This window comes from Parafrankia sp. EUN1f, from assembly GCF_000177675.1.
Classification (GTDB): Bacteria; Actinomycetota; Actinomycetes; order Frankiales; family Frankiaceae; genus Parafrankia.
In genome coordinates, this window is record NZ_ADGX01000149.1 from 1 (window position 1) to 20,584 (window position 20,584).

12 protein-coding genes and 1 pseudogene are annotated in these 20,584 nt (G+C 73.0%); 8 read left to right on the forward strand and 5 right to left on the reverse strand.

The genetic code is table 11. The features are described 5' to 3' along the window. The 5 genes and pseudogenes from FREUN1FDRAFT_RS44410 to FREUN1FDRAFT_RS30685 form a co-directional block, all read left to right on the forward strand. Positions 1-252: pseudogene (locus FREUN1FDRAFT_RS44410) on the forward strand (ATP-binding protein); the annotation flags it as partial. 278 nt (positions 253-530) lie between these two features. Next, positions 531-1,970, forward strand: coding sequence for a serine/threonine-protein kinase (locus FREUN1FDRAFT_RS30670; RefSeq protein ID WP_006544204.1), 1,440 nt, complete (start codon positions 531-533; stop codon positions 1,968-1,970). Between the two features lie 91 nt (positions 1,971-2,061). Next, complete coding sequence (locus FREUN1FDRAFT_RS30675; protein ID WP_006544205.1) at positions 2,062-3,045, forward strand: MoxR family ATPase; 984 nt, start codon at positions 2,062-2,064, stop codon at positions 3,043-3,045. 14 nt (positions 3,046-3,059) lie between these two features. After that, the gene (locus tag FREUN1FDRAFT_RS30680; RefSeq protein ID WP_006544206.1) at positions 3,060-4,205 is read left to right on the forward strand and encodes a DUF58 domain-containing protein; all 1,146 of its coding nucleotides are present in this window, start codon (positions 3,060-3,062) and stop codon (positions 4,203-4,205) included. Beyond that, positions 4,202-6,991 carry a transglutaminase domain-containing protein gene (locus tag FREUN1FDRAFT_RS30685; RefSeq protein WP_157475612.1) on the forward strand — a complete coding sequence of 930 codons (2,790 nt, stop codon included), beginning with the start codon at positions 4,202-4,204 and terminating at the stop codon, positions 6,989-6,991. The genes FREUN1FDRAFT_RS30680 and FREUN1FDRAFT_RS30685 overlap by 4 nt, the downstream gene beginning before the upstream one ends. A gap of 350 nt (positions 6,992-7,341) precedes the next feature. On the opposite strand, the gene FREUN1FDRAFT_RS30690 is transcribed toward FREUN1FDRAFT_RS30685, so the two are convergent. Next, positions 7,342-9,729, reverse strand: a complete 2,388-nt coding sequence (locus tag FREUN1FDRAFT_RS30690; RefSeq protein ID WP_006544208.1) for an MMPL family transporter — start codon at positions 9,727-9,729, stop codon at positions 7,342-7,344. 263 nt (positions 9,730-9,992) lie between these two features. After that, positions 9,993-11,246, reverse strand: coding sequence for a class I SAM-dependent methyltransferase (locus tag FREUN1FDRAFT_RS42230; protein WP_232295488.1), 1,254 nt, complete (start codon positions 11,244-11,246; stop codon positions 9,993-9,995). A 396-nt stretch (positions 11,247-11,642) separates the two neighbouring features. On the opposite strand from FREUN1FDRAFT_RS42230, the gene FREUN1FDRAFT_RS30700 reads away from it, so the two are divergent. From FREUN1FDRAFT_RS30700 to FREUN1FDRAFT_RS30710, 3 genes are all read left to right on the forward strand, one after another. Then, the gene (locus FREUN1FDRAFT_RS30700; RefSeq protein ID WP_006544210.1) at positions 11,643-14,225 is read left to right on the forward strand and encodes a SulP family inorganic anion transporter; all 2,583 of its coding nucleotides are present in this window, start codon (positions 11,643-11,645) and stop codon (positions 14,223-14,225) included. 128 nt (positions 14,226-14,353) lie between these two features. Beyond that, positions 14,354-14,950, forward strand: a complete 597-nt coding sequence (locus tag FREUN1FDRAFT_RS30705; RefSeq protein WP_006544211.1) for a TetR/AcrR family transcriptional regulator — start codon at positions 14,354-14,356, stop codon at positions 14,948-14,950. A gap of 112 nt (positions 14,951-15,062) precedes the next feature. Next, positions 15,063-16,313, forward strand: coding sequence for a nucleotide disphospho-sugar-binding domain-containing protein (locus tag FREUN1FDRAFT_RS30710; protein WP_006544212.1), 1,251 nt, complete (start codon positions 15,063-15,065; stop codon positions 16,311-16,313). A 23-nt stretch (positions 16,314-16,336) separates the two neighbouring features. On the opposite strand, the gene FREUN1FDRAFT_RS40290 is transcribed toward FREUN1FDRAFT_RS30710, so the two are convergent. The 3 genes from FREUN1FDRAFT_RS40290 to FREUN1FDRAFT_RS30725 all read right to left on the reverse strand — a co-directional run. Then, positions 16,337-18,148: a serine/threonine-protein kinase gene (locus tag FREUN1FDRAFT_RS40290; RefSeq protein ID WP_006544213.1), complete on the reverse strand. Its 1,812-nt coding sequence runs from the start codon at positions 18,146-18,148 to the stop codon at positions 16,337-16,339. Positions 18,149-18,343: 195 nt separating this feature from the next. Further along, complete coding sequence (locus FREUN1FDRAFT_RS30720) at positions 18,344-18,994, reverse strand: hypothetical protein (RefSeq protein WP_006544214.1); 651 nt, start codon at positions 18,992-18,994, stop codon at positions 18,344-18,346. A gap of 872 nt (positions 18,995-19,866) precedes the next feature. Then, the coding region (locus FREUN1FDRAFT_RS30725; RefSeq protein WP_006544215.1) for a proteasome assembly chaperone family protein at positions 19,867-20,584 on the reverse strand (718 nt) is incomplete at its 5' end.

Below are 20,584 nucleotides of genomic sequence, written 5' to 3' on the forward strand. Positions count from 1 at the left end.
CACGGCCGGCCCGGCGCACGGCCGGCCCCAGCTCAAGTACCGGCTGCTGCACCCACCCGCACGATCACCGGCGAGGTGGCGCCGCTGCTGGAGATCACCGGTGATGAGCCGCGGCTGCGCCAGTCGGTCGGCAACCTTGTCCGCAACGCGCTCGTGCATACGCCGGCCGGTACCCCGGTCGAGGTCGAGGCGGTCCTGACATCCCGGGCCACGGGGGCCGGGGCGCAGGGGACCGGCACACCACTATGCTGATCGCGCAGGTTGTGTTCCGTATACAGCTATTTGTCGGGATGCCGTCCTGTGCGGGATGCGGTGCGTGGGCCGGCGCTTCGCGTGTATCCGGGCTGACAACTGGGAACATGGGGGCGCCGCATGCGGGCAGCCGGGCGGTGGGCCGGCGCAGCGGTTTCCCGTGTGCGTCCGCCCGTCGCGGGGTGGATTCCCGTCGCTGTGCGGGTGAGGGTCGCAGCTTCGTTCCGTCCGTTTCACGGGCCGTGCTCATGTAGGACGTCCACCAGCGAGACCGGGGCATGATCTCCGAGCCGGCATGGTTACGTGCCTGGCTGGGTCTGGCGTTACCGGGATTCCGGGTCGACGGGCTGCTGGGCCGGGGAGCCTTCGGTGTCGTCTTCGAATGCGCCGACGAGCTGGGCCGCCAGGTCGCCGTCAAGGTGGTGGATCCCAGTGCGTTCAGCGGCGGTCAGGACGCCCAGGCCGAGGCGCTGCGTGAGGCGAGACTGCTGGCCAGCGTCAACCACCCTCACATCGTCGGCATCCATCGCGCGATCCCCGTCAACCTCTCCTTTGAACCACGGCCGGGATTCGAGGCGCCTGGAACGCTCCGTGCCCCACGGCCGCCCGGGGTGGCCGCACCGGGTCTGACCGTGATCCTCATCGTGATGGAGTTGCTGCCCGGTGGCACGCTGGGCGATCGCCTCATCCAGGGCATCCGGTCGCCCGAGTGGTCGTGCGCGGTCGTGCTGGCGGTGGCCACGGCACTCGCCGCGGCCCACGACCGCAGGGTCCTGCACCGGGACGTCAAACCGGCGAACATTCTGTTCACCGAGGACGGCCGACCGAAACTGACCGACTTCGGAATCGCGCGTGACCTCGAGGACTCCGGGGTGCACACCCTGCATCCGGCTGGCACGCCGCGATACATGGCTCCTGAGCAGTTCCGAACCGACCCGCTGTATCCGAGTGCGGACGTCTATGCGCTGGGTCTCGTCGCCTTCGAGCTGTTCAACGGCCGAATGACGGTTTCCGGGATGGGCCCGGAACCAGCCAGTGCGAACCATGCCGGCCGGGTCCCAGAGAAGGTCAACCGGGTGATCTGGACGGCGTTGGCCTACGCCCCGTCCGAGCGTCACCAGAACGCCCGGGAGTTCGCGTTCGAGCTCGCTACCGCGGCGGCGGAATCCTGGGGGAAGGACTGGCTGACCCGGGCCGGTTTTCAGGCCTTTCTTGAGACCGACATCCAGGCCGCGGCGCTTGGCTACACCGCCCCCGCCGCGGACACTCCTGTGCCTCACCACGCGAGTCCGCCGATCGCGCCGGATTCACGCATGGGGCGCCCTGGCCAGAGGTCGTCCGACAGCCAGCCAGCCGGTCAGCCCCGGACGACGGGACCGGCCGCCGAGGCGGCAACGGACAGGCCGTTCGTCGAGACGCCCACCTGGGGGCCGGCGGCCGAGCCTGCTGCTACCAGCGGCCCACCTGCCGAACCGTCCACCTGGGTGCTGGCCGAGCGGTCACCCACGGGTGGACCGGGCGTCGAACCCGAGCCGGCTGGTGCTGTGCCCACAGGCCCGTCCGCTACCGCTGATCCGTCTGTCACCGCTGGCCCGCTGGTGGCCAGCCTGCGGGACGGGGCGGATCCGCGGGCTGGCGTGCGGGGCGCACTTGTCGTGTTCGGCCTGGTCACCCTGATCGCGGCGCTGGTCCTGTTGGCGGTGGTCGTGTACCGCTGACGCGCGCCTTCGCCCACCGGCTCGAGGGCCGGTCCATCCCGACGAACAGCCGACCCCGACACGTAGACGACCCCGAACAGAGGCAGGAGAAATGCCGGATCCGATCAGGCAGCGTGCGGCTGTGACGCCATCGGAGGTGGCCTGGTTCGCCGATCGCTGCAACAGGATCGTCGAGAACGTCGAGCGGGTCATCCGCGGCAAGACGGACGTGATCCGGCTGGCCGTGACCTGCCTGGCCGCCGAGGGGCACCTGCTCATCGAGGACGTCCCCGGCGTGGGCAAGACCTCGCTGGCGAAGGCCCTGGCCGGCTCCCTCGACGGCGGCACCAGCCGCCGTATCCAGTGCACCCCGGACCTGCTGCCCACCGACATCACCGGGGTGTCGATCTGGAACGAGCAGACCAGCGGGTTCGAGTTCCGCCGGGGAGCCGTGTTCGGGAACGTCGTCCTCGCGGACGAGATCAACAGGGCGTCCCCGAAGACCCAGTCGGCGCTGCTGGAGGTGATGGAGGAGCGGCAGGTCACCGTGGACGGCGCGACCCATCCGGTGCCACGGCCGTTCCTGGTGATCGCGACGCAGAACCCGGTCGAGCACGGCGGTACGTACGACCTGCCCGAAGCCCAGATCGACCGGTTCATGGCGCGTCTGACGATGGGGTACCCGGACTACGGCCCCGAGGCCGAGATGATCCTGAACCGGGCCGCCGGCCATTCCGTCGTGGACCTGGCCCCCGTTGTCCCGGCCGCGGAGATCCACCAGATGACCGATCTGGTGCACCGGGTCTACCTGGCGCAGCCGGTCGTCCACTACATCCTCGACATCGTCGTGGCCACTCGGACGCATCCGGATGTGCGCCTCGGCGTGAGCCCGCGTGGCGCGCTCACGCTGGCCGTCGCCGCGCAGGCGCACGCCGCCGCCCGCGGCTCCTGGTTCGTCACCCCCGACCACGTGAAGGACCTCGTCCTGCCCGTGCTGGCCCACCGCGTGCTGCTTCGCCCGGAGGCGGAGCTGGCCGGCACCACCCCCGAACGGCTCCTGCGCGCGATCGTCGCGTCGGCCCGGGTGCCGGACTGACGGCGGCCGGGGAGATGATTACTGGGACCGGGGTCGCGGTCGCCTTCGTGGCGGCGTTCCTGGGTATCGCCGGGGTCGCGTTGGGATACCCCGAGCTGGTCGTCGTGGCTGCCGCCGCGACCCTTTCCCTGCTGGTCGCCGGCGCCTGGCTGCTCGTCACGCCGAACGTGACGATCTCCCGGGAGATCCATCCGGCACGGGTCGTCGAGGGCGAGCCCGCCTTCGCCCAGCTGACCATCACCAACATCGCCAGCCGGCGCTGCCCACCCGCCCAGGCACAGGAGCGGGTGGCCGGCAGATCGGTGGGCGTCGCGTTGCCCGCGCTCGCCGCCGGCGGGTCGGCGCGGCGCACCTACCCGATCCCCACCCCGCGGCGCGGCGTGTTCGAGATCGGCCCGCTGGTCATCGCGCACAGCGACCCGCTGCGGCTGGTCCATGTGGGCCGGGCGTTGCCGCAGCGCTCCGTCCTGCGGGTACGCCCGCGGGTGCACGCCATCCCGCCGTTGCCGACCGGTGGCTCGCCCGACCTGGAAGGCCCGACCTCGGACGCCGCCCCGCGCGGCGGCGTCGCCTTCCATTCGCTGCGGGAGTACGTCCGTGGGGACGATCCGCGCCTGATCCACTGGCCGTCGACGGCGAAGCTGCGAAAGAAGATGGTGCGGCACAACGTGATCCCCAACGACCCCACGATGCTGGTGGTGCTGGACACCAGCGCGGCGTCCTACGCGGGTGACGCGTTCGAGGACGCGGTGCGCATTGTGGCGTCGCTGGTGGTCTCGGGGCATACCCATGGCTTCCCGGTCGTGCTGCGCACCACCGGTGGCGAGCAGGTGGCGGCTGGTCACGGCCGCGAGTCCCTCGACGCGGCACTGGACCTGCTCGCGGCCGTCTCGCCCCGCGAGGGCGACCCGGGACTGGCCGCGCTCGCCGCGATGGTTCCCGGTGAGCCCGGGGTGGCCCTCGGGGCGGTCACCGGTCAGCCCGCGGCCGGGCAGCTGGCCGCCGTGACGAAGGTCAGACCCCGGTTCGCGATGGTCAGCCTGGTGCTGGTCGGGGAGCCGCAGGGGCGGCCGACGGTGTCGGGTGCGCTGGTCGTCCACGCGCGTACCAGCGAGGCCTTCGCGGCCGAGTGGACATCCGGGGCGGGGGCGGCCCGGTGACCAGCCCGACGGACAAGCTCCGTCCCGCCCATCCTTCCCCGTGGTCCCAGTCCCAGCCGCCCCGAGCTTCCCAGCCGTCGCAGCCATCCCAGCGGCGTCACCCGTTCCGGTGGCCGCGGTCACTGCGGCCGCACCAGCGGGGCCGTGACCGGATCGCCCAGGCCGTGCTCGTCGCGCTCGCCTGCCTGCCGGCCGCGCTGGTCGCCGGCCGGCTGTTCGCCGGGATGCGCTACCTGGCACCGCTCGCCGGTGCCGTCGTGGCCGCCGCGCTGGTCGCCTGGCTCACTGCCCAACTGGTGGCGAGGCTCGAACTGGTCTGGCTGCTCGGTCTCGTCAGCGGCATGCTCTACGGACTCGTCCTGACCGCAGGGAACGTGGACCTGCTGGTGAGCGGCCTGCGGGTCGGCTGGCCGAGGGTCCTGGCCGCCGCCGTTCCGGCCGAGCCACGCGCGGTGCTGCTGATACCGCTGGGCGCGCTGCTCTGGGTGGCAGCCCACCTCGCGGTCGTCCTGGTCGTGCGCACCGAGAACACCCTGCTCCCGCTGCTGCCGCCGCTCGTCGGACTGATCGGTGTGCTGCTGCTGGTCGGCGACGCCGGCGACGGCGTCACCGCGGCCACCCTCGCCCTCGGCGGCTGGCGGCCGTCGCCGGTGCTGCTCACCGGCGTCTTCATCCTGCTGGCGATGGCCGTGGCGGCGCTGCGAGCAGCGCGGCCGCTGGCGGCTCCCGGCCCGGCGACCGGCCCGGCGACCGGCCCGGCGACCGGCCCGGCGGGTGGTCCCGACGGGCTTGGCGGGCCCGGTGGTCCGGACGGATCTCCGGGCCGAGCGCGACGTGCGCTGACCGGATCACTTGTGGTGACAGTGGTCGTCGTCGTGGTCGTCACCCTGCTGGCGACGGCGATCGGCCGCCAGCTGCCTGTCGCGGCCCGGTTCGACCCGCGTGAGCACGTTCGCCCGCCGGTCGAGAACGTCACAGCACTCAACCCGCTCGTCCAGGTGCGTGCCCAGCTGGTCGACGCGGAGCATGAGGTCTTCACCGTGCGACCGGCCGACGACCCGAAGACCGGCAGGCCGGCGGCCGTCGACACCCGGGTGCGGATCGCCGCGCTCGGTGACTTCGACGGCGCCAGCTGGCGCGACGATGGCCAGTTCGTCCGGGTCGACGAGAAGCTTCCGACCTCCGACGGGTCGTCGGTGCGACCGTCCACCTCGGTCACCGTGCGTGCCGAGGTCACGTTCCGCGCGGCCGGCAGTGACCTGCTTCCGACGTTCGGCCAGCCCACGTCCGTCACCTACCACCCGGCCGCCGAGGCCGCCGGAGCCGCGCAGGCCGGCGGGAGCGTAGACGCGCCCGATCTCGTCTTCCAGCCGTCCTCCGGATCACTCGCCGCACTCGCCACGCCCGCACGAGGTGACCGTGTCGAGCTGGTCATGCAGGTACCGCGCCCCAGCCAGCGGGCGCTGGCCGAGGCCGTCCCCGCCACCGGCCCCGCGGCCGAGCCCTACACGACCCTGCCAGGCAGGCCGAGCTGGCTGGAGGTGACCGCCAAACGGCTGATCGGCGATGCCCGCACGCCCTACCAGCAGCTCGACGCCCTCCAGAAGGCGCTCGCCGGGCCCGACTATCCGTATGACCTGTCCGCCTCCCCGGGGCACTCCTACGGCGTTCTGAACGACTTCCTCAATCCGCAGCAGGAGGCCGACTCGCACGGGTATGCCGAGCAGCACGCCACCGCGTTCGCCGCGCTGGCCCGCGCACTGGGCTTCCCGACCCGGGTCGCCGTCGGCTACCTGCTGGACCGTAACCGGGTGACCACCGACGGTGCGTTCACCGTCACGAACTGGCAGGCACACGCCTGGCCGGAGGTCCTGCTCGCGGGCATCGGCTGGGTCTCCTTCGAGCCGACCGACATCAGCGACCTGCGCCACCGGGCGCCGACCGTGGAGCCGATGCCACTGGGCGGGAGGAGCATCGAGGCCCCGACGTCGTTGAAGCCGCTCGAGCCACCGGGTGTGGATCCGCCGTCCGACGCCGGCGGCGGCGCGGGAGGCGGAACTGGTCGTGTCCTCGCGTGGACTCTGCTCATCGCCGTGGTCTCCCTGCTGGGGCTGGTCCTGGCCACCCTGTCGCTGATCATCGGCGAGAAGGCGCGCCGCCGTGCGGCACGCAGCCGCGGCACCCCCGGCGACCGGGCGCGCGGCGCCTGGCACGAGGCCAGGGACAGGCTCGCCGAACAGGGCGTTTCCCGCTCGCGGGCGCTGACCTACCGCGAGGTGCTCCGCCTGGCCGGGCAGCGGCCGACCACCGCGGCGGCCGAACAGCCACTGCGCGAGCTCGCGGCGCTGGCCGAGATGGCCCGGTTCGCCGGCGAGGGCGCGTTCGAGCCCGACGCCACGCGTGCCTGGCGGCTCGTCGCGGAGATTCGCCAGGGGCTGCGGAACAGCAACGGCCGGGCGAGCGCGCTGCGTGCGAGGATCGATCCGCGGCCACTGCTGCCACCACCACGCGGGTCCTCCGAACTCCCGCCGGGCCCGGCAGCGGAAGTTCCGCCGGGCGGGCCGGCCGCGCGCATCCCGGAACCAGCGGTCAGCGCCGGGCCGGCGACCGGTTTCGGACCAGCGCCAGCTCCCGGGCCGGCGCCAGCTCCCGGGCCGTTGGCCGGATTCGGATCGGCGGTCGGTGTCGGGCCGGTGGCGGCTCCGGCGGCGCCCGCCGCTCCCCAGCCGTCGGACCCGGGCGGGCCGGCGGGCCCACCCCCCTCCTCCTGGGCCGAACCGAAGTAGGCGACACCGACGGGACGTCGCCGCCCACCTTCTCGGCGGGATCGGTGCGCAAAATGGAGTCGATCATGGTCGGCAGGCGGCGGTCGCCCTGCCGAGGCGAAGGTCGAGGGCTGGGGCGACCCGACCGTCGAGGTGGTGGGCTGGCTGTCGGTCGCGGTGATCTTCTATGGTGCCGCACGCCTGGTCGCGGCGCTGTACGACCGTGCCCGGGAGCGGAGCGCCGTCCACCTGCCTGATCGTGGGACCTGACAGGTGCGGTCCGCTGGCAGATACGGACGGCGCTCCACCTTGTGCGCTGTTCGGTGTTCGGTGTTGACCGAACACCGAACAGCGTGGGCGCGCGCCCCGGATCACCGGCCGATCGGGTCGGGTTGCTGCTGGTCGGTCTCGTCGAGGGGCGCCAGTGGATCCTGCTGCCGGGGCAGGGGGAGATGCGTGTGGCCGACGGCGGGCAGGCCCAGGCTGTCGGCCGCGGGCTCGCTGTCGGGGCGGGGCGTTGACGGCGCCGCGGGGCCACTGCCGTGGACGTCCAGGTGCGGCAGTACGCGGTCGAGCCAGCCGGGCAGCCACCAGTTCAGCCGGCCGAGCAGCGCCATGGTGGCCGGCACCATGATCATGCGGATGACGGTCGCGTCGACGAGCACGGCGACCGCCATCCCGAAGCCGATCATCTTCACGGTGACGTCCGGGTCGAGCGCGAAGCCGGCGAACACCGCGATCATGATCAGTGCGGCGGAGCTGATCACTCGGCCGGTGGAGGCGAGCCCCCGCACGACGCTGCCGTGCGGGTCGCCGGTCGCCAGGTAGTCCTCGCGGATCCGGGAGAGCAGGAACACCTCGTAGTCCATGCTCAGCCCGAACAGCACCGTGAACATCAACACCGGCAGCCAGCTCGACATCGGCACGCTGTGCGGCAGACCGAGCAGATCCGTCCCCCAGCCCCACTGGAAGACCACGGTCACGACGCCGTACGCGGCCGCGATCGAGAGCAGGTTCATCACCGCCGCCTTCAGCGCGACGACCGGTGAGCGGAACACGAGCGTCAGGAGCAACAAGGAGACACCCACGACGAATCCGACCACCCACCACAGCCGGTCGGACATCCAGCGCGACAGGTCGGTGTAGACGGCGGTCAGGCCGGTGATCTCGACGCCTGCCGGCAGCACCTCGGCGCGCAGCGTTCGTACGAGCTGCGCGGCGCGTTCGTCGCTCGGCCCGACCGTCGGCGTCACGATGATCACCGCCGCGTCGCCGCTCGGCGCGACCACCGGTTCGGCGACCGCGGCGACATCCGGGGTGGCGGCGAGGCGGTCAACCAGGCCGTCGAGGTCGGCGGCGGGGATCCTGCGCAGGTCGGCCGCGACGATCAGCGGGCCGTTCGCGCCGGGGCCGTACTCGGCGGCGATCAGGTCGTAGGCGCGGCGCTGGTAGGTGGAGTCCGGCTGGCTGCCGGCATCCTGCGGCCAGGTGCGCATGCCGAGGATGGGCGCGGCGAGCAGCAGCAGAAGCAGCAGGGCACCGATCGCCCAAGGCAGCGGACGTCGCCCGACCCGCTCGGCCCAGGCCGCGGTCAGCGTGCGTCGTTGCTGCGAGTGCGAGTGCGAGTGCGAGTGCGAGTGAGAGTGCGACTGGGACTGCGGCTCCGGCTGCGACCTCGGCCCCGGCTTCGGCGGAGCTGAGCGGTCGGCTGTGTCCTGGGCCGTGGCCACAGGTGCGTCGGCCTGCGCCGAGGCATTGAGGGCGGCGCGGGCGCGACGGCCGAGCAGCCGGGTCCCCGCGAGGCCGCACAGCGCCGGGACGAGGGTGAGAGCGGTGACGACGACCGTCACCACCACCGCCGCGGTGGTGAAGCCGGTCGTGACGTACGTGTTGAGCCCGACGAGGCGCAGGCCCATCAGCGAGAGCACGACCGTCACCCCGGCGAAGAGCACGGAGACACCGGCGGTGCCGTTGGCGCGGCCCGCGGCCTCCGGCACGCTCAGGCCGTTGCGCAGCCCCTCGACGTGCCGGGTGACCAGCAGCAGCGCGTAGTCGATGCCGACACCGATACCGACCATCGAGGCGAGGGTCGGTGCGATGGTGCTGACGTCGATGCCGGCCGCGATGAGCGTTATGCCGGCGCTGCCGATGCCGAGACCGATCAGCGCCACCGCCAGCGGCACTCCGGCCGCGATGATCGATCCGAACGCGAGCAGCAGGATGACCAGCGCGAACGCGATGCCAACCGCCTCGGCGGTGCCGCTGACCTCCTGCACGTTCTCGGCGACCTCGCCGCCGAACTCGGTGGTCAGCCCGGCCTGGGCCGCGGGTGCGACCGCGTCGACGAGATGGTCGACGGCTTCGCTGCCGCCGAGATCGGTGACCGGGCGGTCGTAGTTCAGGGTGAACATCGCGGTGTCGCCGTCGGCGGAGAGCTGTGGCGGGCTGACGACCACGACCGCCGGGACGTCGGCCAGCCGCCGCGCGACGGTGTCCGTGAGGCCGGTCGCGACCGGGCTGCCGTCCCGGGTGTGCAGCACCACCCGGGCCTGGGCCTCCGCGAGCGCCGGGAACTCGGCGCGCAGCAGGTCGGTGCCGCGTTGGGAGGCGGTGCCCGGCGCGTCGTAGTCGTCGTGCGGCTCGCCTCCCAGCTGGGCGGCGAGCACCGTCGCCACGACGAGCGCGACGACCCATGCGCCGATCACGCGCCAGGGCCGGCCCGCGGCCGATCGTCCCACCCGGTAAAGGAACCCGGACATCACTCCTCCTTGTTGCCTGGCCTGACGGCCGATGGTGCGTGCGGGGTGAAGTGCCGCGGTCTCACGTTCGTGGGCGGTGGTCCGACCGACGGTGGCTGCGGCCTGTCCGACTGTGGCATCAATATTTGTCGGGATGTGTCGGGCGGGTGACGTGTTTTGGCTGGTAGCGGCGTCGTTCTCCCGACTGCCGGGCCGTTTCCCGGCGCGTTCGCGTTCGGGCGCGCGGCAGTGGCAGTGGTGCGGAGGCCCAGCCGGTCGGCCGGTCAGTCGCTCGTGCGGGAGGCGAGTGCGAGAAAGCGGTGCGAGGCGTCGTCGTGGTGGTCCAGGCGCCAGCCCGCGGCGGCGAGCAGCGGGCCCAGCTGGCCGGGGGCGAGCGGCTCGTCGGGGCGGAGGGTGCGGCCGTGCCGGGCGGCCAGCGCGGCGCGCCCCGAGGGGTGGAAGATCGCCAGGCGGCCGCCGGGCCGGCAGACCCGGGCCAGCTCGGCCAGCCCGGCCCGGATGTCCGGAAGGTGATGGACGAGCCCGGCCGCGAACACCGCGTCGACCCGGCCGGACGCCAGGGGGAGTCGGCGGGCGTCGCCGAGCAGCAGCTCGCCGGGCCGCGCCCGGCCCTGGTCTCTCGCGACCTCGAGCATCTGCGGGGTGACGTCGAGACCGAGCACCACGCCGCGCGTCCCGACCGCTGCCCGTAGCGGGGGAAGGGCCCGTCCGGTGCCACAGCCGACGTCGACGACGACCGCGCCGGCCCCCGGCGCCAGGTCGGCGACCGCGGCGGCGTAGGCGGCCGCGTCGTCGCCGAACCTCGAGTCCCACGTGGTGGCGCGAATCGCGAAGAAGGCCCGGCTCTCGCTGACGTGCCAGGTGTCGGCGACGCCGAGCCGGTCCGCAACCCGCCGGATCACCGGCCAGCTGAGATCATGCAGGTCGACGACGACGTCCGCGCGGCCATCGAGGTCGTCGTCGCCGGTGGAGCGGGTCCGCAGGCCGATCACGATGTCGGCGGGTCCGTCCGTCGTGTCGTCCGCGGCGCCGGCCGCGCTTGCCGCGGTGCCGAGCGTCGCGGTGCCGAGCGTCGCGGTGCCGAGCGTCGCGGTGCCGAGCGTCGCGGTGCCGAGCGTCGCGGTGCCGAGCGTCGCGGTGCCGAGCGTCGCGGTGCCGAGCGTCGCGGTGCCGAGCGTCGCGGTGCCGAGCGTCGCGATGCTGAGCGTCGCGATGCTGAGCGTCGCGGTGGCCGGGAGGGGTCCGGTGGCCGGGATCGGTGCGGTCGAGGGGAGAGCCGGCGGGCGGTCCGCGGCGGGATGGTGGGCCCGGGTGCAGGGCCGGCCGGCTGCGTCGAGCGCCGCGCCCAGGCGCCCGGCCATCGCCTCGACGGCCTCGATCACCCGGCCCTCGACCCGTATCCGCACCGCCGACGGCGGCAGCATCGCCAGCAGCAGGCCGAGTACCTCGTCCCAGCGGCGGGTCCGCGCCGCGGTCAGCTCACGCGCCCCGGTCGGCGACGCTCCATCGTCCGGCATGGCCACAATCATCGACGAGTTGGCCGCCGCGGGTCGCGGTTGGCGGCCGGCCGGCCGGTTGTCCCCCGGCAGGCCGGTGGGCTGCCCGCTGGGCGCGCCCGTGCTCCCGGGTCGAAAGCCCCGAGCCGGCGCGGGTCGCAGGTAGCCGAGCCGTCGGACCTTTAATCCCAGGTCAGGAGCGGTGGCTACCCTATGATTTCGAAGTGACGCGCTAGGCGTCCTATTCCGGATTCTTGCCCGGGTCATCTACCCGGAGGGCACATTCTTCCTGCCACGCAGTGGTAGTGGAGGCAGGGGTCCTGCTCCAAATCACGTAACGTGTTCGAACCTGTACTACTCAACATCGAGATCTTGATGGCCTGACGCTGACGTTGCGCCCTCGCCGAGGAGACGATCGTGCACGCCGAGCACCACGAGCCAAGAAACAAGCCACCGGCGGGATCCGTCCCGACCGCGTTGCCCTATCCGTCGGAGACGGATTCCCAGCCGGGGGCCGAACGTGCCCCGCGACCTCGCACCGGTCCCCGACGTGCCGACCAGCCGCACCGTGGCGGTCGCCCGGCGGACGCCGAGCTTTCGGAACACCCGAGCTTCCCGGGAATCGGCGAGGATCTGGGGAATTCCTCCGCTTCTTCCGCCACTTCTACCTCCGCCCCCGCGGGCACGGCGCACACCGCGGGTCACCCGAACCGCGGCGGCCCGCTCGACGGAGCGCCGCGAGGGGTCTGGCGCCATGACCTCGAAGCATCCGTCGTGGTCTTTCTTGTGGCACTTCCGCTTTCGCTGGGTATCGCGGTCGCCTCCGGAGCGCCGGTGGTCGCGGGCATCATCGCGGCGGTGGTCGGCGGCGTCGTCGCCGGTGCCCTGGGCGGGGTTCCCCTGCAGGTCTCGGGGCCGGCGGCCGGGCTGACCGCGGTCGTGGCCGAGATCGTCGTGACCCACGGGTGGCGGGTCGCCTGCTTCATCACCGCCGCGGCCGGCGTCCTGCAGATACTCTTCGGGCTCAGCCGGGTCGCCCGCGCCGCGTTGGCGATCTCACCGGCCGTCGTCCACGGCATGCTGGCCGGTATCGGCCTGACGATCGTCATCGGCCAGCTGCACGTCGTGCTCGGCGGTACCGCCGGCTCCGCGGCGTGGGACAACCTGGTCGTGCTGCCGGGTGAGATCGTCTCGCCGTCGGTTCCGGCCGCGGCGCTGCTGGGCGTGATCACGATACTGCTGACCGTCGGGTGGCCGCGACTGCCGCGGCCGCTGTCCGCCGTTCCGGCGCCGCTGGCGGCGGTAGCCGCCGCGACCGTCATCTCGCTGCCGTTCGACGTCCCGCGGGTCACCCTGCCCGGCGATCTGCTCGGCGCGATCGAGCTGCCCGAGATCCCGAGCGGCCAGTGGGGTGCCGTCGCGCTGTCGGTGCTGACCGTCGCCCTGGTCGCCAGCATCGAGTCGCTGCTGTCCGCGGTCGCGGTGGAGGCGATGCACTCCGGCCCGCGCGGCGACCTCGACCGTGAGCTGCTGGGGCAGGGGGCCGCGAACACCGTCTCCGGCCTGCTCGGCGGCCTTCCGGTCACCGGTGTCATCGTCCGCAGCTCCACCAACGTCCGCGCGGGTGCCCGCAGCCGCCGCTCGGCGATCCTGCACGGCCTGTGGATGGCCGGCTTCGCGCTGCTGCTGGCGCCGGTGGTGGCCCGCATCCCGCTCGCCGTGCTCGCCGGCCTGCTGGTCGTGATCGGTATCCGGCTCGTCGATCTGGCCCACATCCGGGCGATCGCCAAGCACGGTGAGCTCGCCATCTACCTGACGACCGTCGTCGGGGTGGTGTTGCTCAACCTGCTGGAGGGCGTCCTGCTCGGTGTCGCCACGGCACTGCTGCTGGCGTTGCGCCGGACGCTGGTCGCCCCGGTCCACGTCCATCCGCCGACCGGCCCCGGATCGCCCTGGCGGGTCGTGGTGGAAGGGGCCCTGACCTTCCTCTCGCTGCCCCGGCTGTCGCGGCGGCTGGCGGAGGTGCCGCCGGGGGCGCCCGTCCGGCTCGACCTCGCCGTCGACTACCTCGACCATGGCGCGCACAAGATGCTGGACGACTGGATCGCCGATCGCCATCGCGCCGGGACGGCGGTGACGGTCGACCCGGTCGGCACCGTCCCGCTGGCGTTGCCGTCCGCGCCGACCCATCCGCGGCAGCGGCGGATCCTGACGAGCCTGCTGGGTGCCCGTCCCGGCGGCGGCCAGGGCGGTGCCGTCCGGCCACCGCGCTGGCTGGCACCGTGGTCGTCCTGGCAGCACGGCCATCATCATGATCACAGTCATCTGCTGAACGGGGTCGACGAGTTCCATCGCCGGACCGCGCCGATGATCGAGCCGTACCTCACCGAGCTGAGCGCGGGCCAGCGTCCGTCCACTCTGTTCATCACCTGCAGCGACTCCAGGCTGGTGCCGAACATCATCACCAGCAGCGGCCCCGGCGACCTGTTCACGGTGCGCACCCCCGGTGCCTTCGTCCCCGGGCCGCAGGCGGTCGGGGATTCGACGTTGGCCGCGATCGAGTACGGCGTCGAGGTGCTCGGGGTCCGGACCATCGCGGTCTGCGGGCATTCCGGCTGCGGTGCGATCAACGCGCTGTTCGACCGCGACGGGCACGCCCCGGCTCCGGGTACGGCGCCGCTGCGTCATCTGGAGGGCTGGCTGCGCCACGGCGAGCCGGCGCTCGAACGCGCCGAACGTGTGGCCGGTGGCCTGCCCACGGACGCCGACGAGCTGAGCCGGATCAGCGTCGCCCAGCAGCTGGTGGCTCTGCGCGGGCTGTCCGTGGTGCGGCGTGCCGAACGGGAGGGACGTCTGCGGCTGGTCGGCATGTGGTTCGACATCGCCACGGCCCGCGCCATCGTGCTGGACGAGACGACCAACCGGTTCGAGGTCCCGACGGTCAGCCTCGTGCCGGCGCTGGAAAGCGGCCAGCGTCTGGGGGACGCCGTCGGGCACTGATCCTCCCTCCCCCCCGCGGCGGCGGTGACGAACGTGCTCGGGCCCCGGTCCGGCGTTCGTCCCGCCGTCGCGCGCGTGACAGGCCTCCCGCGTTCCGTGTTCCCCCATTCGGCGGTAATGTCCATACCGTGAAATCGAGCGCGACCCGCGGGTACCAGCAGCGCCAGCGGTCGGAGGCGGCAGCGGCGAACACCGAACGCATCCTCGCCGCGGGCGCGGACCTGTTCACACGGCACCCGTTCGACCAGGTCACGTTTGCCATGGTCGCCGAGCACGCCGAGGTCGGCGTTCAGACCGTGATCAGGCGGTTCGGGACGAAGGACGGCCTGGTGCGGGCGATCAGTGCCTGGATCGCGCCGCAGATCGAGGCGACCCGAGGCGTGCCGGACGTCTCCGATCCGGCGGTGGTCGCCGAGCGCCTCGCCCGGCACTACGAGCGGTGGGGCGACGTGACGGATCGGGCGATCCGCCAGCAGGATGCCTCGCCCGCCCTGGCGGAGGTGGCGGAGGCCGGCCGGCGTGCCCACCGCGACTGGACGGCCACGGCGTTCGCCTCGGAGCTCGAAGGCCTGGCCCCGGATCGGCGGCACGATCTGCTGGGCCGGCTCGCCGCCGTCTGCGGCGTCGAGCTGTGGCTCGTCCTACGCCGTGATCAGGCGATGTCCGTGGATGCGACGCGTGACGCGGTCGCGGACCTCATCGCGGCCTGCCTCAGGTCACCCTGACGCCGCAACCGCCTCCCACCGACCCCTTCTCCGTCTCTCCCGCCCACTCTGTCTCTCCCGCCCACGCGACCGGCGCCGGGCGGCGAACCGCCCTGCCCGAAGGAGCGCGACCATGGCCCGTTATCTCGTCTACTGCACCACCGCGCCCGGCCACCTGTTTCCGCTGGTGCCCGGCCTGCGTGCGCTGCGCGACCGCGGCCACGAGGTCCACCTGCGGATCGGGGCCAAGCTCGTCGACGGCCCGTGGTCCCAGGGCCTGCATGTCGCGCCGACAGATCCGCGCATCGACGAGATCGACGTCAGGGAGCCCACCACCGGGAGTGGCGCGGCGCGGCTGCGGAAGGCGATCGCCGGGCTCATGTCGCGGGGGCCGCTGGAACGTGCCGACCTCGACCGGGCCATCGACGAGACCGATCCGGACGTCATTCTCGTCGACACCAACGCCTATGGCGCCGCGGTCGCCGCCCGGGCGTCGGGGCGGCCGTGGGGAATCGCCCTGCCGACTCTGATCGCCCTGCCCGGCAAGGGCATCCCGCCGTACGGGATGGGTCTCGCGCCGGCGTCCGGCCCGCTGGGACGACTGCGCGACAGGGTGCTGTGGCCGCTGCTCATCCGGCAGTTCGGCGCGGCGATGCTGCCCCCGCTCAACGAGCTGCGGGCCGGGGCGGGTCTCGCCCCGCTGACCAGCCCGCTCGACTACCTCCTCGAGGCCGACCAGGTGCTGGTGCTGACCGGCGAGCCGCTGGAGTACCCACGCTCGGACGTCCCCGCCCACATCCGTTTCGTGGGCGCCCAGATCTACGACCCGCCGGGGGAGACGCCGGCCTGGCTGGAGGAGCCCGGCGATCCCTGGGTGCTGGTGACCACATCGACGGAGTACCAGGGCGACGAGCGTCTCGCCCTGGCGGCGGCGGAGGCGCTGCGTGACGAGCCGGTCCGGGTCCTGATCACGCTCGCCGATGCCTTCGAGCACGTCGACCTTCCGGCGGCGCCCAACATCCGCGTCGAGCGGTTCGTGTCGCACGGCCCCGTCCTGGAGCGGGCGGCGGCCGTCGTCTGCCACAGCGGGATGGGCATCGTCCAGAAGGCCGTCGCCGCGGGCGTGCCTGTGGTCGCCGTGCCGTTCGGCCGTGACCAGCCCGAGGTCGCCCGCCGCGTCGTGGAGGCCGGCGCGGGTGTGCTGCTGCCGGCTCGCAGACTCACAGCCGACCGTCTGCGGGCCGCCGTCGCCACGGCGAGGGGCCAGCGTGCCGGTGCCCTTCAGGCCTCACGTCGCCTTCTGCGCCAGGCCGGCGGCGAGGTCTTCGCGGTCGCGGCCGAGGAGCTGCTGGCGGGAACAGCGGTGCCGTCGCAGGCGGTCTGAGCCCGCGCCGGGCCTGCTTCGGATCAGGGCGGCGGGTCCGCGGCCGTCGGTGCTCCGGTCGCCGCCGGGGCCGGGGCCGGGGCTGGGGCTGGGGCTGGGGAGCCTGGCCGCTCGCGCGGATCCGGGTCGGCTCCGGCACCTGGATCAGCGCCACCGGCCGGCGGGGAGCCCGGTACCCCCTGGTGCGACTGTGTGGGCGGTGGTGTCGGGCCGTCGCCGCTCGGTTCCGGTGGCGTCGGGCTCGCCGCGCCGGCCGGTGCCCCGCCGGTGGTGGCGCTCGGGCCGTCCTCGGGGTGCGACGGGTGAGGGTGCGAGCCCGCCATGCCCACCGATGGCCAGGTGAACAGCCAGGACGAACCCGCTCGGCCCGGCTGATCGCCCGGCTGCGTAACCTGACGGTGACCGTCGCCCGCGCGGGTCTCGGCGCGGGGGGTCGTCGGCGGCGCGACCGGGCCGGTGGCCGGCACGGCCCCGGCGGGCGGAAGGCGGTTGGTGGCGTCCTGCCCTGGGAAGCCGGATCGCGTCGAGCTGTCGCGCTGCGCCTCGGCAACGCCTCCCCTCAGATCGTCGCGATCCGCGGAACCGGCGGAGCCGTTCACCCCCGCCGGCCCGGGGGTCTCGGTGTGGCTACCGCGTCCGCGCAGGTCCCAGGGACCGGGCAGTCGGTTGCCGGTCGGTGCCACGGCGATCACGGTGATCGTCGCGGCAGCGGTGCCCACCAGTGCGCAGAGCCCGACCAGCGGGTGCCGGCCGGATCGAGCCGGACCGGCTGGCTCGGCCGGCTCGACCCGTTCGACCCGTTCGACCCGCTCATCGGGCCCGCTCCCGCCCGGTGCTCCCAGCTCGCCCCGCCTGTCCGGCGCATCCGGCTCGTCCGGGACTGCCTGCTCATCGGACTCGACCGGCTCGTCCGACACTGCGGGGTGCCGCAGGCGTTCGTCTATCTCGGCGAGCACGGGCACCGGTAGCCAGGTCGTCGTCTGCGTGCTGTCGGACGGCTGGCGGTGGCAGCCGGCCAGGATCTCCCGTGGCGTCGGTCGTCGCGCGGGCGTCTTGCGCAGGCACGAGGTGATGAGCGCATGCAGCTCGCCGTCGACGCCGGTGAGGTCCGGCTCCTCCCGGACGACTCGGTAGAGCACGTCCGCGGTGTTGCCCTCCCCGAACGCGTTGCGGCCGGTGGCAGCGAAGGCGAGCACCGAACCGAGGGCGAAGACGTCGGACGACGCGTCGACCCGACCGCTGCGGGCCTGTTCCGGCGACATGTAGGCGGGCGATCCGACGATGCGCCCGGTGGTGATGGTGCCCGAGTGGAACTCGGCCCGCGCGATACCGAAGTCGATGACCCGCGGTCCGTCGACTGCCAGCAGGACGTTGGCGGGCTTGAGGTCACGGTGGATCACACCGGCCTCGTGGATGGCGACCAGAGCCCGGGCGATCCCGGCGGCGAGCGTGGCGACGCTGGTGGGTGGGAGGGGGCCGTTGCGGGCCACGCTGTCGCGCAGGGTGGGGCCGTGCACGTAGGCGGTGGCGAGCCAGGGGCGGGGCGCGTCGACGTCCGCCGCGATCAGGGGTGCGGTGTAAGGGCTCTCGACCCGCCCCATCGCCGCGACCTCGCGTTCGAAGCGTCGCCGGAACGTGCGGTCGGACGCCATGTCCGCCCGGATCATCTTGACCGCGACGGGTCGCCGATCGGGGCAGTGCCCGAGGTACACGGTCCCCATGCCGCCGGCGCCGAGGCGTCCGCGGATCCGGAAGGGCCCGATCACACGGGGGTCGTCCGAGGTGAGCGGGGAGACGAACTCACTCGCGCTCGTGGGGAGGTCTTGTCCTGGCACTGCCTGTCGGCCCTCCTCCGGTGCGCGGCGCGGTTCACCGGCAGGCCCGTTGGCTGTGGCCGTGATCCTGCCAGCGCGCGGGCCGGAGACCGCCCAGGTGGGCGCGCATCGGAGTTGACGAGTATCTGACAGTGACGGAAATCGGCTGCGGGGGGCGGGAGTCGACGCCGGGACGACGGGAGCCGACGCCGGGAGTCAGAGGTGGGCCCCACCCCGGGACGTCGCGGCGGGGGACGGCACCGGGGCACCCGCCGGCTCGGGCGCCGACTCGCCCGCCGTCTCGGCCGGCGAGACGGGCACCGGCCCGCGTTGACGAGGGCCGGCCTGCCGACCGCGCCGGGTCCGGCCCCAGGGCTTCAGCGTCGACAGGAACGTGGCCGTGATGAACAGGGCGTTCATAAGGCAGGCGCCGGTGATGATGGCCACCGCCGGCGCACTGTAGTGAATCTCGCCGTCGGCGGTGGCGTCACCGGCCCGGACGATCAGTGTCCGCATGAAGCCGGCGGCGAAGATGACGGCGAACACCGTGATCGCCAGCTTCGTCACGACCCACCAGTGGTGCAGGAGACCCCAGCGGGTCCGCAGCGAGATCAGGATTCCGGTGGCGAGTGTGAGCAGCGCGAGTGGAATGTTGAGCGCCCGGTCGAATACGTGCATGAGCTCGTAGGCGGGATGCCTGATGTCGCCGTTGACGGAGGCCGTCACCGCCAGTGCGAGCTGGCCGAGCGCGACCCCGTTCCAGCCCACGCTGACCAGTACGTGCGCAGTGAGGAGGAGCTGGCGGCTTAATCGCTTCCGCCGCGGCTTTGCCGGGGCCTTGGTGGAGACGATCGCGGTGGCGTTCATACCGGTGCCCCCGAGGGGCCGTGGGCGTGACCCTGATCAGAAAGTGTCATCGTGCGGCGCCGCACCATACCGAGCCCCCCGGGTACCCCAGCTGGACCGAAACCACATACATCGCATTGCCTGATCGGATGGTAGTCCTTTAGGGCCACGATCACGACATGATGCCTGAAATGTATTCCCGGCGCCATTGGTTGCCATTCGGCAAGTCCTGGGCGGTGTCCTGATGGGGTGAGGGGCGTCCGGAGGGCCTGGCGGGACGTGTCCGCCGGAGTGGGGTCGGAAGGCGGGATGACTACGCTTGGTAGTCGCTATTCGTTTCATTCGGACGGTGTTTTTTCTCTATGGGCACGTCCGGATGGCCGTGGCTGATGTGCGCCCGCAACGCCGACATCGGTCTGGTTGCGGTGTGTGAGGGGCGGGGTGGGGGTCTGGTCGGGTGCGCGTGGCGCGTGGGTGGCTGGTGGGGGCTGCCGAGTGCCTGGTCCCGGGGTTGCTCGCGACCCGTCGTGAATGTCGGGGAAGTGTTGCTGGCTCGGCGTGTCGCGTTGTCGGCCGGCGTGTCGTCGCGGCCGGCATCCGGGCCGGCGCGGACGACCGCGGCCGGATGGCCGGGGCGGGGTGTGCGGCTCGGCCGGGTGTGCTGGCGCGCCGGAACGGCCGATCCCAGCGCAGCGTGACACTACGGGCCAGGCGGGAACCCGCGACATCAGGGAGCTCTGCGGGACGCCGCCGGCGACCGCACCGACGACCGCCGTACCGACGACCGCCGCTCCGCCTCGGGTGACGACGAACCGCACGGCGGACCTGCGGGGCCGGACGGGGACGGCCACCAGCGCCGGTGACATCGCGGGCGGCCGTCGGGGCGGTACCGGTCAGCTCGGCTGGGGGCCGCCCGGTTCCCTCTGTTCGGCGAGGAAGCGTTCCAGCTCCGCACCGAGCTCGTCGCCGGTCGGCAGCGGCTCGTCGCCGTCGACCACCGGCAGATTCGTGCCCTCGCGGCCGCGGTGGAACGCGTCGTACTGCTCCTCGATGGCCTTGACCACGTCCGCGGCCTCGCCGCCGCCCTTGATCTGGCTGTCGATCTCGCCGCGGACCTCCAGCGCGGCGGACCGCAGCCCGTCCAGCGGCAGCAGCAGCCCGGTCGCTCTCGACACCGCGCTGAGCAACGCCTCCGTCGCCGCCGGGTAGGTCGCCTGAGCCAGATAGTGCGGGACGTGTGCCGCGAAGCCCATTGCGTCGGCCCCGGCCCGGCCGAGCTCGTACTCCAGCAGGTGCCCGGCGCTGCCGGGTACCGAGACCCGGCGGATCCACGGGTCGTTGCCGACCAGCAGCTCCTTGCGGGTCGCGTGCGCTGTGACGCCACACGGCCGGGTGTGCGGAACCGCCATCGGGATCGCGTTGAGCCCGACCGACATCTGGACCCCGAGATCCTTCATGATCGCCCGAACGGCGCTGGTGAACCGCTTCCAGTGCAGGTCGGGCTCCGGACCGGAGAGCAGCAGGAAGGGCGTGCCCGCCTCGTCGTGCAGCAGCTCGATGGCCAGCACCGGATCCTCGTAGCTCTCCCAGTGGTCCTCGTAGAAGACCATC

What these genes read in the sequence shown, in the direction of transcription:
- FREUN1FDRAFT_RS30670 (WP_006544204.1), top strand. Translation starts at nt 531, where the DNA reads ATGATCTCCGAGCCGGCATGGTTACGTGCCTGGCTGGGTCTGGCGTTA.
- FREUN1FDRAFT_RS30675 (WP_006544205.1), top strand. Translation starts at nt 2,062, where the DNA reads ATGCCGGATCCGATCAGGCAGCGTGCGGCTGTGACGCCATCGGAGGTG.
- FREUN1FDRAFT_RS30680 (WP_006544206.1), top strand. Translation starts at nt 3,060, where the DNA reads ATGATTACTGGGACCGGGGTCGCGGTCGCCTTCGTGGCGGCGTTCCTG.
- FREUN1FDRAFT_RS30690 (WP_006544208.1), bottom strand. Translation starts at nt 9,729, where the DNA reads ATGTCCGGGTTCCTTTACCGGGTGGGACGATCGGCCGCGGGCCGGCCC.
- FREUN1FDRAFT_RS42230 (WP_232295488.1), bottom strand. Translation starts at nt 11,246, where the DNA reads ATGCCGGACGATGGAGCGTCGCCGACCGGGGCGCGTGAGCTGACCGCG.
- FREUN1FDRAFT_RS30710 (WP_006544212.1), top strand. Translation starts at nt 15,063, where the DNA reads ATGGCCCGTTATCTCGTCTACTGCACCACCGCGCCCGGCCACCTGTTT.
- FREUN1FDRAFT_RS30720 (WP_006544214.1), bottom strand. Translation starts at nt 18,994, where the DNA reads ATGAACGCCACCGCGATCGTCTCCACCAAGGCCCCGGCAAAGCCGCGG.